This is a genomic window from Bradyrhizobium sp. RDM12 (genome assembly GCF_051917485.1).
Lineage (GTDB): Bacteria > Pseudomonadota > Alphaproteobacteria > Rhizobiales > Xanthobacteraceae > Bradyrhizobium.
In genome coordinates this window covers 2,398,088-2,414,631 of sequence record NZ_CM133064.1, presented here as the reverse complement: position 1 = coordinate 2,414,631, position 16,544 = coordinate 2,398,088, and the positions used below count along the sequence as shown (strand labels likewise).

At 65.0% G+C, this 16,544-nt stretch carries 8 protein-coding genes and 6 pseudogenes; 8 read left to right on the top strand and 6 right to left on the bottom strand.

From position 1 onward, the window contains the following. Positions 1-93 precede the first annotated feature (93 nt). Positions 94-1,221, bottom strand: a pseudogene (locus ACTGJ9_RS11570) (threonine synthase). Positions 1,222-1,562: 341 nt separating this feature from the next. On the opposite strand from ACTGJ9_RS11570, the gene ACTGJ9_RS11565 reads away from it, so the two are divergent. The 3 genes and pseudogenes from ACTGJ9_RS11565 (at position 1,563) to upp (ending at position 4,859) form a co-directional block, all read left to right on the top strand. Beyond that, complete coding sequence (locus ACTGJ9_RS11565) at positions 1,563-2,819, top strand: GTP cyclohydrolase II (protein ID WP_456677161.1); 1,257 nt, start codon at positions 1,563-1,565, stop codon at positions 2,817-2,819. A 7-nt stretch (positions 2,820-2,826) separates the two neighbouring features. Next, positions 2,827-4,063 (top strand): annotated as a pseudogene (locus ACTGJ9_RS11560) (URC4/urg3 family protein). A 166-nt stretch (positions 4,064-4,229) separates the two neighbouring features. Further along, on the top strand, positions 4,230-4,859 hold the full coding sequence (upp, locus tag ACTGJ9_RS11555; RefSeq protein WP_456677160.1) for a uracil phosphoribosyltransferase: 630 nt from the start codon (positions 4,230-4,232) through the stop codon (positions 4,857-4,859). 9 nt (positions 4,860-4,868) lie between these two features. Here upp and ACTGJ9_RS11550 read toward each other — a convergent pair whose 3' ends face one another. Beyond that, the gene (locus tag ACTGJ9_RS11550) at positions 4,869-5,999 is read right to left on the bottom strand and encodes a M48 family metallopeptidase (RefSeq protein WP_456677159.1); all 1,131 of its coding nucleotides are present in this window, start codon (positions 5,997-5,999) and stop codon (positions 4,869-4,871) included. Positions 6,000-6,002: 3 nt separating this feature from the next. Further along, positions 6,003-7,159 (bottom strand): annotated as a pseudogene (locus ACTGJ9_RS11545) (YjgN family protein). 300 nt (positions 7,160-7,459) lie between these two features. Here ACTGJ9_RS11545 and ACTGJ9_RS11540 point away from each other — a divergent pair. Both ACTGJ9_RS11540 and ACTGJ9_RS11535 read left to right on the top strand, forming a co-directional pair. Next, positions 7,460-8,725: a cytochrome P450 gene (locus tag ACTGJ9_RS11540; protein WP_456677158.1), complete on the top strand. Its 1,266-nt coding sequence runs from the start codon at positions 7,460-7,462 to the stop codon at positions 8,723-8,725. Between the two features lie 174 nt (positions 8,726-8,899). After that, the gene (locus ACTGJ9_RS11535) at positions 8,900-10,174 is read left to right on the top strand and encodes a cytochrome P450 (RefSeq protein WP_456677157.1); all 1,275 of its coding nucleotides are present in this window, start codon (positions 8,900-8,902) and stop codon (positions 10,172-10,174) included. 199 nt (positions 10,175-10,373) lie between these two features. Here ACTGJ9_RS11535 and ACTGJ9_RS11530 read toward each other — a convergent pair whose 3' ends face one another. The 3 genes and pseudogenes from ACTGJ9_RS11530 to ACTGJ9_RS11520 all read right to left on the bottom strand — a co-directional run bounded on the left by ACTGJ9_RS11530 (position 10,374) and on the right by ACTGJ9_RS11520 (position 13,256). Continuing rightward, positions 10,374-10,847 carry a group II intron maturase-specific domain-containing protein gene (locus ACTGJ9_RS11530; RefSeq protein ID WP_456677156.1) on the bottom strand — a complete coding sequence of 158 codons (474 nt, stop codon included), beginning with the start codon at positions 10,845-10,847 and terminating at the stop codon, positions 10,374-10,376. Between the two features lie 4 nt (positions 10,848-10,851). Beyond that, positions 10,852-11,613, bottom strand: a pseudogene (gene ltrA, locus ACTGJ9_RS11525) (group II intron reverse transcriptase/maturase); the annotation flags it as partial. A gap of 722 nt (positions 11,614-12,335) precedes the next feature. Then, positions 12,336-13,256 carry a LysR substrate-binding domain-containing protein gene (locus ACTGJ9_RS11520; RefSeq protein ID WP_456677155.1) on the bottom strand — a complete coding sequence of 307 codons (921 nt, stop codon included), beginning with the start codon at positions 13,254-13,256 and terminating at the stop codon, positions 12,336-12,338. A 125-nt stretch (positions 13,257-13,381) separates the two neighbouring features. On the opposite strand from ACTGJ9_RS11520, the gene ACTGJ9_RS11515 reads away from it, so the two are divergent. The 3 genes and pseudogenes from ACTGJ9_RS11515 to ACTGJ9_RS11505 all read left to right on the top strand — a co-directional run bounded on the left by ACTGJ9_RS11515 (position 13,382) and on the right by ACTGJ9_RS11505 (position 16,519). Beyond that, complete coding sequence (locus ACTGJ9_RS11515) at positions 13,382-14,551, top strand: acyl-CoA dehydrogenase family protein (protein ID WP_456677154.1); 1,170 nt, start codon at positions 13,382-13,384, stop codon at positions 14,549-14,551. 7 nt (positions 14,552-14,558) lie between these two features. Beyond that, positions 14,559-15,658 (top strand): annotated as a pseudogene (locus ACTGJ9_RS11510) (CaiB/BaiF CoA transferase family protein). A gap of 14 nt (positions 15,659-15,672) precedes the next feature. Next, positions 15,673-16,519 (top strand): annotated as a pseudogene (locus tag ACTGJ9_RS11505) (HTD2 family dehydratase). Positions 16,520-16,544: the final 25 nt, after the last annotated feature.

The following is a 16,544-nucleotide window of genomic DNA, read 5'->3' as shown; positions in this document are numbered from 1 at the left end:
GTCATTGCGAGCGCCGCGAAGCAATCCAGAGTCTTTCCGCGGGTGGCAGACTGGATTGCTTCGCTACGCTCGCAATGACGGAGCAAGGAGCATCTACTGCACGAGATCGGCGACGGTGGTGGCGGCCTTCAGGCCGGTGCCGGTGAGGACGGCGACCGTGGTCTCGTTGCCTTGATGGCGCCGGCGGCGAAGAGCTTTTCCAGCGCCGCGGCCGCGCTGGCACTGGTGGGTTCGGCGAACAGGCCCTGCCGCGCCAGACGGCGCAGGGCGGCGACGATCTCGTCCTCGGTGAGCGCAATTGTGGCGCCGCCGCTTTCGAGCAAGGAGCCAATGATCTCGCGCAGCCGCAGCGGATGCTTGATCGCAGTGCCTTCGGCGATGGTCTTGTTGACCTCGCGCGCGACGGGAATATCGACGCCGGCCTTGAAGCTGGCATCGATCGGCGAGCAGTTCAGCGGCTGGGCCGCGAACAGGCGCGGCAGCTTTGCAATCTGCCCCGCCTTCAACAACTCGCGGAAGCCGAACGCGCAGCCGAGCAGGCTGCTGCCGGCACCGACAGGGAACGATGACGTTGTCGGGCGCGACAAAACCAAGATCTTCCCAGATTTCATAGGCGAGCGATTTTGTGCCCTCGAGGAAAAACGGCTGCCAGTTGTGGCTGGCATAGAAGGTCTGGCTCGACTGCCGGATGGCCTCGGCCTCCGACTCCTCGCGCGGGCCGTCGACAAGTTGCACCTCGGCGCCGTAGGCGCGCACCTGCGCGATCTTGGCCGGCGAGGTCGAGGCCGGCGCCAAGATCTTCACGCGCATGCCGCCGGCCGCACCAAGCCCCGCCATGGATGAGCCGCCATTGCCGGAACTGTCCTCCAGAATGGCATCGACACCGATCTGCCGGAGGAACGAGAGCATGACGGCAGAGCCGCGGTCCTTGAAGCTGCCGGTCGGATTGAACCATTCGAGCTTGAAGAACGGCCGCAGATCGCCCCACCCCTGCTGCACCAGTGGCGTGCAGCCCGTGCCAAGCGAAATCGGATCCTTGATCTCCACGGGCAGCGCCGCGCGGTAGCGCCAGAGCGACCGCGTGCGGCTGTCGATGTCCGCGCGTGAAATTCCCGCGCCCGGCGTCACCAGCAGCGGCGTGCGCTCGTCCGAGCACCAGCGCGGCTCGTCAAGCGGATAGCGTTTTCCATTGCGGGGATCGATGTAGCTGGCGGTGGGCATGGCAGTCTCCAGGCGATCGGCGATCTCCACGATTTGTCCGATTATGCGGGTCTGGTCCAGCCCACGGCACCGCGGTTGCGGCACCTGACGCGCCGCCCTCTTGAAAACATGAAAAATAAAACTATTTCAAACCCTTAGAGCTATCGTGCGGATCGAATAAGAAGGTCGGCCCGGGCGAAGGCGCGGCATGCCGGCGAGCCGGCCTGCCCGGCGCGGCACGATTAACTTGTCTGTCGTCCCTCGCCGCTACAATATGTTGGATTGCGTCGCCGGGCTCTGCCGGCAACGCCGCAGAGCCAGGCCCGTCCGAGCGGCGGGCCGTCGGCTTTGGGAGTTTGGCCATGAGCCGCGCGAACCGTACCGACCACATCCGCCTCACCTCGCATCCGGAGCCGGGCCGCAAGGCCGCTTTCCCGATTCACTGGGGGGCAGCCGATGCGCGCGCCCGCGGCCCGATCATCGGCACGGTGTCGCGCGCCGGGGATCGCAATGTGATCGGCAGCCATGGCGGCTCTTACGCGATGTACCGCGCGCTCGCCGTCTCCGCCGGCGCGCTCGATCCGATCCGGCGTCCTGATCTGACCAACACGTTTCCGGCGGCGACCATCGGACCGTTCGAGCAGTGGCGCGATCCCGCAAAAATCGTCGCGCTGGATCCCTGGGGTCATCTCGTCGCGGAGAATTTCGGCAAGGACATCGCCGAGGGCGTCGACATCCGCCCGAGCATCGCGGTAACGCGCGCCCGCCTCGACCTGCCCGAGATCCGCGAGGCGCTTGCGGCAAAGCGATTGCGGGCCGACGGCGAGGTCGTGCACGCCAATGGCAGCGTCTCGGTGGTGAAGATCGCGATCGATCCGGTCTGGTACCTGCCCGGCCTTGCCGAGCGCTTTGCGACCGGCGAGACCGAGCTGCGCCGCACGCTATTCGAGCAGACCGCCGGCATGTTCCCCGAGCTCGTGACCCGGCCCGACCTGAAGGTGTTCCTGCCGCCGATCGGCGGCACCACGGTCTACATGTTCGGCGATGTGACAAAACTGCCGGACCACCGCACCAAGATCACCTGCCGCGTGCATGACGAGTGCAACGGCTCCGACGTGTTCGGCTCCGACATCTGCACCTGCCGGCCCTACCTGATCCACGGCATCGAGGAATCCGCGCGCGGTGCGCAGGAGGGCGGGCTCGGGCTCGTCGTCTACAACCGCAAGGAAGGCCGCGCGCTCGGCGAGGTCACCAAATTCCTGGTCTACAACGCACGCAAGCGTCAGGAGGACGGCGATGCGGCGGCCGCCTATTTCGAGCGCACCGAATGCGTCGCCGGCGTCCAGGACGCGCGCTTCCAGCAGCTGATGCCCGACACCATCCACTGGCTCGGCCTGAAGCGCATCGACCGCTTCCTGTCGATGAGCGACATGAAGTACGACGCGCTGACCTCGCAGGGCATCGACATCGTCGAGCGCGTGCCGATTCCGCCGGAGCTGATCCCGGCCGACGCCTATGTCGAGATCGCCGCGAAGAAAGCCGCCGGCTATTACTCGACCGACATTGCGCCGGAGAAGGACGTCGACGGCATCGTCGGACGTTCGCTGGAAAAATACTGATCGATTGATGTCGGATTCTTTGGAACGAGAGGCACGCGCGCTGCTCACTGCAAAGGCGGTCCGCGCGCGCGCCGGGCAAATGCTCGAGATCGGCCTGCATGGCGGGCTCACGCATTTCACCATCGATCTCGACCGCATGGATGGCATTGCCGACGCCGTGCTGGCCGTCACGCGAAAAGCCTATCCGACGCTCGACATACCCTTCCATGCGCGGTGGCGGCATTTTATGTTCGGCGGCGTCGACCGCTGGGCGCAGCTGGCCGATGCGACATCTTGGCCTGATCGCGCGGCGCGGGCGTGCGGAGTTCGACCTTGCCATCGTGAGCGTGCTGCTCGATGCTGGCGCCGGCGCTGCGTGGCGCTATCGCGACGCTGTGACGGGGCAAGGCATCGGCCGATCCGAAGGGCTTGCGATTGCAAGCCTCGACATGTTTGCCGGCGGACTTTTCTCAGCCGATGCGCGCGCGCCGTTCCGGGTCGATGCCGGCGTGCTCGAAACATTGCCGCTTGCTGCGCTCAATGCGGTCTTCCAGGCGAGCGACGACAATCCGTTGCTCGGCCTCGAGGGACGCACCGATCTGCTGCGGCGCCTCGGCAAGCAGGTTGCTGCGCGCGTTGATGTCTTCGGCATGCACGACACGCCACGACCGGGCGGCCTGTTCGATCATATCGCCGCGCAGGCAACGAATGGCGCCATCCCCGCACCCGCGATCCTGTCCGCGGTGCTGAACCAGCTCGGACCGATCTGGCCGTCGCGGCTCGAGCTCGCGGGCGTCCCGCTCGGCGATTGCTGGCGCCATCCGGCGATCAAGGCCGATGATGCGACCGCAGGCCTCGTGCCGCTGCACAAGCTGTCGCAATGGCTGAGCTATTCGCTGATCGAGCCGCTCCAGCGCGCCGGATTTGAGGTCACCGACATCGATGGCCTGACCGGGCTCGCCGAATACCGCAATGGCGGCCTGTTCGTCGATCACGAGGTGCTGCGCCTGCGCAATGCCGCGGATGCAGAGCGCGCGCATGCGGTGGACTCTCTGCTCGTCGTCGAGTGGCGCGCGCTGACGGTCGCATTGCTTGATCGCGTTGCCGAACTGGTTCGCGCCAAGCTCGGCCGCACTCCGCAGTCGCTGCCGCTCGCCAGCATCCTGGAGGGCGGCACCTGGGCCGCCGGCCGGGCCATCGCCTTTGCGCGCCGTTCCGATGGCTCACCGCCACTCAAGGTGATCAGCGACGGCACTGTGTTCTAAACCCTCTCCCCCTGTGGGAGAGGGTGGCTTCGCGAAAACGAAGCCGGGTGAGGGGTTGCGTCCGCAGGCACCTCTCTCATTGGAGTTCGCGGAGACGACCCCTCATCCGGCGCTTCGCGCCAGCTTCTCCCACAGGGGGAGAAGGGAAAAGCAAGAGCAACCGATCATGCAAGGCGTCACGATCGTCGATCATCCGCTGGTGCAGCACAAGCTGACGCTGGTGCGGGACAAATCGATCTCGACAAAGTCGTTCCGCGAGCTGATCAAGGAGATCGGCATGCTGCTCTGCTACGAGGTGACGCGGGACCTGCCGCTCGCCGACACCGTGATCGACACGCCGCTGGCAACGATGCACTCGGCCAAGATCGCCGGCAAGAAGCTGGTGTTCGTGCCGATGCTGCGCGCCGGCACGACCTTCGTCGACGGCATGATGGATCTGGTGCCGACCGCGCGCGTCGCCCATATCGGCCTCTACCGCGAGCCCGAGAGCTTTGCCGCGGTCGAGTATTTCTTCAAATCGCCGTCCGATCTCGGCGAGCGGCTGGCGATCGTGGTGACGCCTGTGGTCGCGACCGCCAATACGGCCGTCGCGGCAGTCGACCGACTGAAGGAGCGCGGCGCCAAGGACATTCGTCTCGCCTGCCTGATCGCGGCGCCGGAAGGATTAGAGCGCTTGCGCGGCTTGCATCCGGACGTGCATATCTGGACCGCCGCGGTGGATGAAGGTCTGGACGAGAACGGATTTATTCTCCCGGGCCTCGGCGATGCCGGCGACCGCGCCTACGGCACGCGATAAGCGGCAAGCTCAAATCCTGCCGCTGCGGCAGATGCCCTTCAGCGCGTGCCATTCCTTGTCGGTCAGCAGCGGCGGCCCGCTGGCGGGACGGTCTTCCTTCGTCATGCGCGCGAGGCGATCCTCGGTCAGCGGATGGCTCGCCAAAATGGTGAAGCCGCTGCCGCCCTCCTTGCCGGTGATGCGGAACATCAACTCGGCCGCGGGTTTCGGCGAGCGGCCGAGCTTGTGCATGATGTCGATCGCGAAGGTGTCGGCATTGGTCTCGGCGTCGCGCGAGTAGGAGGCTTCGACCAGGCTGCGCGAGGCGAAGATCACGGCGGACGAGCCGGTGACGTCGCCGAACAACAGGCCGATCAGGAACGAGGTGCCGCCGTTGTAGATCAGGCCGCGCATGTTGTCGTGATGCTTGAGATGGCCGAGCTCGTGAGCAAGGATGCCGGCGATCTCGTCGGGATTGTCGGCCTTGTCGAGCAGGGCGTTGAGCACGAAGACCTTGCCGCCCGGGAGCGCGAACGCATTCGGCACCGAGCTTGGCAGCACGCCGGCCGTCATGCTGTCGTCGTCAAGGCCCGCGGCGTCGCGCAGGCGATTGACCAGCTTGGAAAACGCCGCCTGCCCGGCCGGATCACTGCAGGTCTCGCGGCCGAAGATGGTCTTCACCTGGACCTCGGACGCATCGCCGATCCGCCGCTCGATCGGTTTCGGCACCAGCGGCGCCAGACGATCCGCGGCGAGCGGCACGCCGAACAGTACGACGCAGACGATCGAGACGGCAGCGGCCACCGACCAGCCGACGATTTTTGCCACACCACGGCGCGTGGTCTGGTGCTCGTCGAGCCCAGGACATCGCGCGGCCAGATCGGCTCCGAAAGCCGCATCGCGGATCTCGAGCCGCGCCAGCGGGGGCGCTGAGGTCGAGGTCAGGCGCAGGATGCCGGCCGGACTGTCGGCACGACGGATTTCGCCATAGGCCCAGCGCGTGACGGTCTGGCCCGCCTGTACGTCGCTCGGCTCGGCGATCTCGAGCGCGTCACCCAGCGTCAGCATGACCTGCCGCCGCCGGCTCGACAGTCCGTCGAAGAAGATCGCGGGTTGTCCGGGCTTCGTCCCGGCGCCGGGCTCGGCGGTCACGTCACTCACGATCTAGAATCCCGCGACATCGAGACCATCTGCAAAGCCTTCACCGAGCGCGCTGGCGAGGTAGCCGCTGGCGCGGACGTCGGCTGCCGCTCCGATATCGTGCACCACGACAGTCTCCAGCGCCCTGGCCCAGAGATCGCGCTGGAGATAAACGCGCATGATGATGTTGATGGCAAGCGCAAGCGCGAAATAGCCGGTCACCATCATCGCCAGCATCGGGATGCTCTTGGCGGCGTGGTCCGGCCCGAACACCTGCTCAACCGGCACGCCGCTCAGCTTGACGATGAGCATGGTGGTGCCGCCGAGATAGAGGCCGAACAGGGTCGAGAGCAGCAGCCACCAGCCGATCACCTTCCAGTAAAGGCCGTAGAACGCATTGTGCGGCAGATCCGAGGACAGGCTGACGCCGCCGACGCGGATGCCGTCCAGCCACCAGCGCCATTCGCGCGCCTTGAACTCGGCATAGAGGAACGGCGCAACCGGAAAGATGATGACCGCGATCGGAGTGAGCAGCCACAGCCACCAGCCCCGCTTGAAGAACGTCCAGCCGTCGCCTTCGAAATCGCCCTGCAGATCGCCGAAATGCGTATGCCGCATCTTGTAGCGCTCGAGCGAGGCCTCGCGCCACGGCAACGCCAGGCCGAGCGTCAGGAACACCAGCAAGCCCCACAGCATCGCACGAAGCGAATAGGCCCAGCCGGAGCCGTCCATCCAGAAGCGCACGCCGCGCCAGACCGTGCGGGTCAAACGATAACGTCGCGCGCGAAAAATCGCGAACTGGCCGAAGGCATAGAAGGAGATGAACAGCGGCTCGAGGCAAAGCCCTGCCAGCGCTCGAACTCGATACCGACGAGGAAATAGGCGAGATAGATCGGGACCAGGATCGCGAGCGCGAACAGGAAGCCGATCAAGAGCTCCTTAGCCCGGCCGGTATATTCGGCGGCGTCGCCGTCGACCGCGGTGTTCGACCACAAATGGCGTCGGATGTCGGTGACGAGCCAGAACCGGTAGAAGCCGAAGGTGACGAGCTCCAGCATGGCACCCCTGGTGACCATCCTGCGGAACTCGGTGCGACTGCCGGTGAAGGCGACCTGGGAGGGCGGCAGCGGCGGCGGCACCGGTTCGGAGGGGCCGATGGGGGCCCATTGCATGTCGTTCACGGCAGCAACCTCGGGATGCGGATCTGATCCGCTCAAACTGTAGATCAGAGGTTGGTCGATCCCCAAGCTGGGCCGGTTCGATTTACCTCGGTTTCAAGCGATTTCTCGCACCACTCCGCGGGCCGATGCGTGCCGGAGGTCACGTTCGCAAAAGCACGGCGCCCGCCCGACACTCTCGCGAAAGCTCGGATGTGGCAAAACTCGCCCTTGCTCCGGCGCAGACAACGCGCTGTAATTGCAGCCAAATACCGCAGCGCAGAATTCAAGAAAACCGCGCGGTTCATGTCAGGGAGAACGGTCATGCACGGGACCATCGAGAGCGCGGCCAAGATCGACGCATTGCGCGAGCGCGCGTCGTCACTTCCGTTGGACCAATACGATCCCGGCGATCCCGAATTGTTCAGGACGGATACGTTCTGGCCGTATTTCGACCGGCTACGCCGCGAAGACCCCGTGCACTATTGCAAGGACTCGATGTTCGGTCCGTACTGGTCGGTGACGCGCTACAACGACATCATGGAGATCGAGACCAACCATTCGGTGTTCTCCTCGGCCTCGGCCCTCGGCGGCATCACCATTCGTGACATCGACCCCGATCTGCGCCGCGAGAGCTTCATCGCGATGGACCCGCCGCGCCATGCAGCGCAGCGCAAGACCGTGGCGCCGATGTTCACGCCGACACATCTGGACAATCTCGCGCTCAACATCCGCAAGCGCTCGGCCGAGTGCCTGGACAATCTGCCGCGCAGTGAGGTGTTCGACTGGGTCGACCAGGTCTCGATCGAGCTCACCACCCAGATGCTCGCGGTGCTGTTCGACTTCCCCTGGGAGGACCGCCGCAAGCTGACGCGCTGGTCGGACATCGCCACCACCATTCCCGGGCCCGACGGCCTGGTCGCGACCGAGGACGAGCGGCAGGCCGAGCTCGCGGAATGCGCCGGCTATTTCGCGCGTCTCTGGAAGGAGCGCATCGACCAGCCGCCGAAGAGCGACCTGCTCTCGATGATGGCGCATGGCGCCGCGACCCGCGACATGGACGCGCGCAACTTCCTCGGCAATCTCGTCCTTTTGATCGTCGGCGGCAACGACACCACCCGCAACACCATGTCGGGCTCGCTTCTCGCGCTGAGCCAGCATCCCGAACAATACCGCAAGCTGCGTGAAAACCCCGCGCTGCTCGACAGCTTCGTGCCCGAAGTGATCCGCTGGCAGACCCCGCTTGCGCATATGCGCCGCACCGCGCTCGCCGATTTCGAGTTTCGCGGCAAGCAGATCAAGAAAGGTGACAAGGTCGTGATGTGGTACGTCTCGGGCAACCGCGACGAAGAGGCAATCGAGAAGCCCTACGACTTCATCATCGATCGCGCCCGGCCGCGCACGCATCTCTCGTTCGGCTTCGGCATCCACCGCTGCGTCGGATTGCGGCTTGCCGAACTCCAACTCAAGATTATCTGGGAGGAGATCCTGAAGCGATTCGACCATATCGACGTGGTCGGCGAGCCGAAGCGGGTCTATTCGAGCTTTGTGAAGGGCCTGGAAACGTTGCCGGTCAAGATTGCGGCGTGAGATCGGGCTACCTCCACGAGGACACTGCGCCCCCTCTCCCGCCTGCGGGGGAGGGGGGGGGGGGTATCTTCGCGGGCGAGAATCTCAAGAGGCAGGAGCCCTCACCCGGCGCTACGCGCCGGCCTCTCCCGCAACCGCGGAGAGGCGAAGAAAGAGCCAACTGGAGCCACCACCATGAACATCCAAGCGCCGGTTAGAGTGGATACGGCCGAACGCATGCGGCGCGCGCGCGAGGAGGCCTATGCGACGCCGCTGAAGAATTTTCATCCGGGCGCGCCGCGGCTGTTCCAGGACGACACCCTGTGGCCGTGGTTCGAGCGGCTGCGCAAGGAAGAGCCGGTGCATTACTGCACCAATGCGCCGATCGCGCCGTACTGGTCGGTGGTGAAATACAACGACATCATGCATGTCGACACCAATCACGGCATTTTCTCTTCCGACTCGACGCTCGGCGGCATCGGCATCCGCGACGTGCCGGACGGCTACGACTGGCCGAGCTTCATTGCGATGGACCAGCCCAGGCACTCGTCCCAACGCAAGACGGTGTCGCCGATGTTCACGCCGACGCATCTGGACGAGCTCGCAACGCTGATCCGCCAGCGCTCGCAGACCGTGCTCGACAATCTGCCGCGCAACGAGACCTTCAACTTCGTCGAGCGGGTCTCGATCGAGCTGACGACGCAGATGCTGGCGACCCTGTTCGACTTTCCCTGGGAGGAGCGGCGCAAGCTGACGCGCTGGTCGGACGTCGCGACCGCGCTGCCCAAGAGCGGCATCGTCAGATCCGCCGAAGAGCGCCGCCGCGAGATGGACGAGTGCTACGCTTACATGTCGAAGCTGTGGAACGAGCGCGTCAACTCGACGCCGCGCAACGATTTGCTGTCGCTGATGGCGCACAACGACGCTACGCGCTTCATGGACCCCGACAACCTGATGGGCAACATCATCCTGCTCATCGTCGGCGGCAACGACACCACGCGCAACACCATGACCGGTTCGGTGCTGGCGTTGAACGAGAATCCCGAACAGTACGACAAGCTGCGCGCCAACCCGGCGCTGATCGATACCATGGTGCCCGAGGTGATCCGCTGGCAGACCCCGCTGGCGCATATGCGGCGCACCGCGCTCCAGGATACCGAGATCGGCGGCAAGCACATCAGGAAGGGCGACCGCGTCGTGATGTGGTACGTCTCCGGCAACCGCGACGAGGAGATGATCGAGCAGCCGAACGACTTCATCATCGACCGCACCCGGCCGCGCACCCATCTCTCCTTCGGCTTCGGCATTCATCGCTGCGTCGGCATGCGGCTCGCCGAACTGCAGCTGCGGATCGTCTGGGAGGAGATGCTGAAGCGGTTCGACCGCATCGAGGTGGTCGGCGAGCCGAAGCGGATCTATTCGAGCTTCATCAAGGGATATGAGTCGCTGCCGGTGCGGATACCGGCGTAGGCCCATCGCCGTGCGCCGGCCTTACGGCAAGCCGCATCCCCAATCTCCGCCGTCATGCCCCGCGAAGGCGGGGCATCCAGTACGCCGCGGCTTTTCGGTTCTAGCACTACGGCCTCTGGAAATCGGGATAGGGGAGTCTCGCGACTCCTCCCCTCCCCACCACCGTACGTACGGGTCTCGTATACGGCGGTTCGATGGATTATGCGGGCCGCTGTGCCGCGATGGAAGCCAGACCGAGCGAACCGAAGAGAGCTTTTGGCACGGCAATGTTGAGCGCGGGGCTGTTGCTGAGCCGCCAAGGGCCACGTGGGCTGCCGGCGGTCTTTGCCGCCAGAACCCGGCCGACGCCGCGGCGTCGCAGCTCGGCGAAGCGAGCCGGTCCACGCTTCCACTGCTTCCAGGCGATGGCGCGCAACCGCCGCCTGATCCATTCGTCAAGTGCGCGCATCACCGACGGCGTCTGGCAGAAGCCAAAGTAGCCACGCCATCCGATCAGATAGCGTGACAGCTCCTTGACAGTCTGCGCAAGGCTTTGGCCACACGTGCGTCGCGTCAGCTCCCGAACTCGCCTTGAAGCGGGCGATCGCCTGCGGCGCAATGCGCCGTCGTGGCAGCGGCTCGCGGGTAAAGCTGAAGCCCAGGAACTTGCGGATGCTCGGCTTGGCCACCGCACTCTTGGCCCTGTTGACCTTCAGCTTGAGGCGCTTTTCGAGGAAACGTTCGATGCCCGCCAGCACCCGCTCACCCGCCTTCTGACTGCGCACATAGATGTTGCAGTCATCGGCGTAGCGCACGAAGCGATGGCCGCGCTTCTCCAGCTCCTTGTCCAGCACATCCAGCATCAGGTTCGACAACAGCGGCGAGAGCGGTCCACCTTGCGGCGTGCCCTCTTCCGTCGGACTGACCAATCCTCCCTCCAGCACACCCGCATTCAAGAAGCTGCGGATGAGCTTCAGGAGACGCTTGTCAGCAACCCGTTTGGCAATGAGCCCCATCAGGATGTCGTGGTTGACCCGGTCGAAGAACTTCTCCAGGTCGATGTCCACGACGACAGTGTGCCCGGACGCAATATACGCCTGCGCTCGTTCCACCGCCTGATGCGCCGAGCGGCCCGGCCGAAAGCCGAAGCTCGTCTCGGAGAATGTTCCGTCCCAATCCGCCTGCAGCACCTGCATCACCGCCTGCTGAATGAAGCGGTCGAGCACCGTCGGAATGCCGAGCGGCCGCAGGCCACCCGACGCCTTCGGTATCTCCGCCCGCCGCACCGGCTGCGGTTTGTAGGTGCCGTCAAGCAACTGGACGCGGATCGTGAGCCAGTGCTCCTTCAGATAGGCCGGCAGTTCGCCGACGGTCATCCCGTCAACGCCTGCCGCACCCTTATTGCGCTTCACTCGCGCCAACGCTGCCTTCAGGTTCTCACGCCCGACAACGTCTTCCATCGACGGTCCCGCGACCGCCGGGCGTTCGAGACAGGCTTCCGCCGTGCAGGCTTCAGGCTCTCGGGCGGCAGCGCTTCGGGCTTCACCCTCCGCCCCGGTGCCCAAGTTCAGCTCGACCTGATTCTTCTGCCGCATGGCTCGCACGAGATCGCCGCTCTACTGGCCTCTTCCACCGTTCAGGCCTTCGGCGGCGCGCCGCCGCCTACTATGCCCTCTGCTGACTTCTGCACTGCGGTCAGGCCGCCTTGCGGCGACCTCGTCCCGTTGCCGGGACACCGTGCAGACCTCCCGAGGTAAGATCGACCGCCTTCGCCGCACGCCCGCCGGATCTACCACCCCGGCCCTTGATGACTATGGACTTCGCGATCAGTAGCTCGCTCGTCCGGTCGGGTAGGCCTCGTTATCCGGTGTTTGTTCATCGGGCCGCGGCTTTGCTCCACGCTGTCTTCAGACCCCACCTCGCGATGACGCCCTTGCGCTTTGCTAATCCTTCGCCGTCATCAGGCTGGATAGAGGACTTCCACCTCCAAGCTGTCGTTCATACTCGGCACACTACTCGTTTGCCCGCCTTCGCGGGCAATGACATCGAGAATGGGGCTAGAAGCGCATCGCCCCCGACGCTCGGCTATCACACCTCCGCCCAGCTATAAAATTCCGGCATGACAGGTCGCACAAGATGCGAAGGCAATGCGGCGCCCGGCTGGTCTACGACACGAGCGCATCTAACTCAATTTGATGTCCCACACGCCTTCCTTGCGGCAGGCGGCAACCTCGTCGCGCAGCAGTGTGGTGACGGCCAGCGAAGCCGTCGAGGGCGGGCGGTCGATCGGAGAGGCGAAAATGAGCTCGCGTGACATCGGCTTGGAGACGACAGCGGTTTCCAGCCGGCCGTCCGCGACCTCGGCATGGACCGACGATGGCGGCAGCAGCGCGAAGCCGAGCCCTTCCTCGACCAGGCTCGTCAGCACGCGGAACGAATCCGCTTCGAGCTGGACGTTGAGCTTGATCTTGCGCTGGGCGGCCGCGTGCTCGATCAGCGCACGGAGGCCGTGCGAATGACTAGGCAGCACCAAGCGCTGCCGCAGCAGCCAGCCGATATCGACGTTCTTCTTGCGCGCGAGACCGCAGCCGCGCGGGCCGACCACAACGATGTTATCGCGGCCGAGGCTCTGCACATTGAGATGAAGATCGGCGGAGCGACCGTACAGGATGGCAAGGTCCATCTCGCCTCGATGCAGCCATTCGACGATGTGGCCGCTGTAGCTTTCGACGATGCGCAGCGAAATGCCGGGATATTTTTCGACGCAGCGTCGCGCAAACCGCGCCGACAGCACGCAGCTCACGGTCGGGACCAGGCCGAGCACGACCTGGCCCGCCGGCGGCCCCTTGGTCGACTGGATGTCGTCGCGGATCTGGTCGATCTGCCGCACGATACCGGAGGTGCGCGCCAGCAGCAGACGCCCGGCCTCGGTCAACACCATGCCACGGCCGTTGCGGGTGAACAGTTCCGTGCGCAGCTCGTGTTCCAACAGCTTGATCTGCCGGCTCAGCGCCGGCTGCGCCACGCGCAACGTGTCGGACGCTTTGCTCAGGCTGCCGAGCTCCGCCACACAACTGAAGGTCCTGAGCTGCCGGAAATCCATGCTTGCCAATCCTGGAAGGCTACTCCATACGCTATAGCAAATGAGCATAGGGGGATGGCGTTGTTTTCACAACGCCAGAGGATCGGCCGGCGTTATCTTAACTGCCGCACCTAACGGGAAACGCCATGAGTGAAGACCACCACAGCGAAGATCACGCCGACATCCGCGAAGCCGTCGCAAAGCTCTGCGCGCAGTTTCCCGGCGAATACTGGCGCAAGCTCGATCGCGAGATGGCTTACCCCAAGGCTTTCGTCGACGCGCTGACGCAGGCCGGTTACCTCTCGGTGCTGATCCCCGAGGAATATGGCGGCGCGGGCCTGAAGCTTTCGGCGGCGGCTGCCATCCTCGAAGAGATCCAGCGTGCGGGCTGCAACGGCGGCGGCTGTCACGCCCAGATGTACACGATGGGCACCGTGCTGCGGCACGGCAATGACGAGCAGAAGGCAAAGTACCTGCCGAAGATCGCAAGCGGCGAATTGCGGCTGCAGGCCTTCGGCGTCACCGAACCGACCAGCGGCACCGACACGACCTCGCTCAAGACCTTTGCGCGCAAGGACGGCAATGCCGGCTACATCGTCAACGGCCAGAAGATCTGGACCAGCCGCGCCGAGCATTCCGACCTGATGCTGTTGCTGGCGCGGACCACGCCGAAGGATGAGGCCAAGAAGCGCACCGATGGCCTCTCCGTGTTCATCGTCGACATGCGCGAGGCCAAGAACAATGGCCTCGAGATCCGCCCGATCCGCACCATGATGAACCACGCCACCACCGAGGTGTTCTTTACCGACATGAAGGTACCGGCGGAGAATCTGATCGGCGAGGAAGGCAAGGGTTTTCGCTACATCCTCTCCGGCATGAATGCCGAGCGCATTTTGATCGCGGCCGAATGCATTGGCGACGCCAAGTGGTTCATCGCCAAGGCCACCAACTACGCCAAGGAGCGCGCGGTGTTCGGCCGGCCGATCGGCCAGAACCAGGGCATTCAGTTCCCGATCGCGAAGGCCTACGCCGCGATGCGGGCGGCCGAGCTGATGGTGAAGGAAGCGACACGCAAATACGAGGCCGGGCTCGACTGCGGCGCCGAGGCCAACATGGCCAAGATGCTGGCGGCCGATGCGTCCTGGGAAGCGGCAAACGCCTGTATCCAGACCCATGGCGGCTTCGGCTTCGCCGAGGAATACGACGTCGAGCGCAAATTCCGCGAGACGCGGCTGTATCAGGTGGCGCCGATCTCGACCAATCTCGTGCTGTCCTTTGTCGCCGAGCACGTGCTCGGCATGCCCCGCTCGTACTGAGGGCATCATGGGAGCATTGGACGGGATCAGGGTGATTGCGGTCGAGCAGGCCGTGGCGGCACCATTCTGCTCGTCGCGTCTGGCCGATGCCGGCGCAGAGGTGATCAAGATCGAGCGGCCCGAGGGCGATTTCGCGCGCGGCTATGACGCGGCGGCCAAGGGCCAGAGCAGCTATTTCGTCTGGCTCAACCGCGGCAAGCAATCGGCCGTGGTCGACCTCGCCACCAGGGAGGGACGCGCCGAGCTGGAAAAGCTGATCGCGAGCGCCGACGTGCTGGTGCAGAATCTCAAGCCGGGCTCAATGGACAAGCTCGGCTTTTCCCGCGAGCGGCTGCTGAAGGACTATCCCAAGATGATCTCCTGCACCATCACCGGCTATGGCGACGAAGGTCCCTACTCGCACCGCAAGGCTTATGATCTCCTGATCCAGGCCGAGAGCGGGCTCGCCTCGATCACCGGCAATCCCGACGGCGCCTCGCGCGTCGGCATGTCGATCGTCGATGTCGCGACCGGCGCGACCGCCCACGCTGCGATCCTGGAAGCGCTGATCGCGCGCGGACGGACCGGCAAGGGCTGTGACATCCGCATCTCCATGTTCGACGTGATGGCGGACTGGTGCACCGTGCCGCTGCTCAACGCGGAGGCCGGCAATCCGCCCAAGCGCATGGGCCTGCGTCATCCCTCGATCGCGCCCTATGGCGTGTTCACCTCGAAGGACGGCAAGGACATTTTGATCTCCATCCAGAGCGAGCGCGAGTGGAAGACGCTCTGCGCCGAGGTGCTCGATCAGCCTGATCTGCCCAAGGATCCGCGCGTCGCCAACATGGTGGAGCGCGTGCGCAACCGCGATTTCACCGACACGACGGTGGCCGCTAGCTTCGGCAAGATGACGCGCGACGAGCTGTTGAAGCGGCTGTCCGATGCCGACATCGCCTTCGCGGAGGTCAACACCATGGCCGACCTTGCCAACCATCCGCATCTGCGCCGCATCGAGGTGGATACGCCGAACGGCCGTGTCAGCTATCCGCGCCGGCGCCGATCATCGTCGGCGAGACGCGCGCTTACGGCGCGGTGCCGGCGATCGGCGAAAATCCATCCAAGAAGTAACAGAGCGAGGCGTCATGACCGAAAAGCTCGACATCGATCATTTGCGGCAATGGATCGGCCGCAGCGAAGAGGCAACCGACATCGTCACCGCGCAGCTCGTCAAAGGCCTGCGCGCGACGCTGTTCCAGGACGTCGGCGAACCCAGGACGGGCGATGCCGCACCGTTCACGGTGCATTGGTGCCTGGCCCAGCCGGTGTTTCCGATGTCGATGTTGGGGCCCGACGGCCACCCCACCCGCGGCGGCTTTCTGCCGCCGGTGCCGCTGCCGCGCCGGATGTGGGCCGGCGGCGAGATCGAATTCTTGCAGCCTTTGCGCGTCGGCGATGAATCGACCCGGACCTCGCGCATTGCCGACGTGCAGGTGAAATCAGGTTCGACCGGCACATTGTGCTTCGTCTCGGTGGAGCACAGCATCTCCTCGCCGCGCGGCGCTTGCCATCCGCGAGCGGCAGGACATCGTCTATCGCGAGATGACGAGCAGCGCGCCCGCGACCGCAAAGGCCCCGCCGCCGAAGCCGCAGCACCGCGAGACCCACGTCTCGGATCCCGTGCTGCTGTTTCGCTATTCCGCGCTGACCTTCAATGGCCACCGCATCCATTACGACCGCGACTACGTCACCAAGGTCGAGGGCTATCCGGGCCTGATCTTCCACGGCCCGCTGCAGGCGGCGCTCATCATCGAGTTGGCGGCGAAGTTGCGAAGTGGCAAGCCGCCGAAGAAATTCACCTATCGCGGCCTGCAGCCGCTGTTCGAGGGCAGCGAGTTCTCCATCAACGCCAACGAGACCGCCGATGGCATGGAGCTGTGGACCGCGAACGCCGAGGGACAGCCGACGATGAAGGGCACGGCGGTGTGGTAGCGCTCCCTCCTCGTCATTGCGAGCG